This window comes from Oleiphilus sp. HI0128, from assembly GCF_001635365.1.
Genome location: NZ_LWGG01000121.1, coordinates 1 through 1013, shown reverse-complemented (window position 1 = coordinate 1013; position 1013 = coordinate 1). Strand labels below are relative to the sequence as shown.

The following is a 1013-nucleotide window of genomic DNA, read 5'->3' as shown; positions in this document are numbered from 1 at the left end:
ATTTGGAGCATGCGATACAAGGCTTGGCAGACCAACAAACCCAGTTAATTCCAGAATCAGAAGAGAGCCGTCAGCGTATTGCTTGGTCGATGAGCTATTCAGACTGGCCAAGTTTAGAGGCAGAGCTGAATGAGCATCGTTCAGCGGTGAGTCAATGCTTTGCCGATTTTCTGCATGACCCTGAAGAAGATGGTGATCAGGAGGAAGCAGGAAGGGCTTGGTTGGCAGCTTGGCTGGCTGAAGAGCGTTCACAGCTTTTGCAGCCAATGTTCCAAGAGGCAGGTTATGAGTCGCCTGCACAGAGTGTTAGTGATTTGGAACAGTTACGAGAGCATCGCTTGTTTACCTTGATGTCACCAGAAGCACGGCAGCGTTTTGAGACTTTTCTGCCCCTATTGCTGGATGAAGCTGCTGAAACCAATAAGCCGTCGCTTACATTGGCGCGCATGCTGGGGCTTGTTAGTTCGATACTGGGTCGCTCAGTTTACTTTGTTCTATTGTATGAGAATACAGGAGCGCTTAAGCAGTTGTGCCGCTTATGTTCAGAAAGCCCGTGGGTGTCTGAACATATTGCTAAAAGTCCGGTTATTCTTGATGAGTTGCTGGATGCCCGAAGTCTATTCCATCCACCGAATCGAGAGCAATTACAAGATGAGCTAAGGCAGCAAATGTTGAGAATTCCAGAGGATGATCTGGAAACTCAAATGAACTGCCTACGAACTTTCAAACAATCTCATATGTTGCGTGTGGCTGCATCGGAGTTAGGTGGACACTTGCCTTTAATGAAAGTAAGTGATTACTTAACATGGTTGGCCGAAGTCCTTCTGGAAGAGTCTTTAGCCATCGCATGGCATAATCTAGTCGTTAAACACGGTGTGCCAAGTGGTTTAAGCAGTGACGAGAAAGGGATTGCTGGCGAAGGTTTTGCCGCAATTGGTTACGGGAAGCTAGGTGGCTTGGAGTTAGGTTATAGCTCTGACCTGGATATGGTCTTTCTCTATGACGCTGATGAC

Annotated in this window: 1 pseudogene; it reads left to right on the top strand. The window is 47.4% G+C overall.

The features are described 5' to 3' along the window. Positions 1-1013 (top strand): annotated as a pseudogene (locus A3763_RS01590) (bifunctional glutamine synthetase adenylyltransferase/deadenyltransferase); the annotation flags it as partial.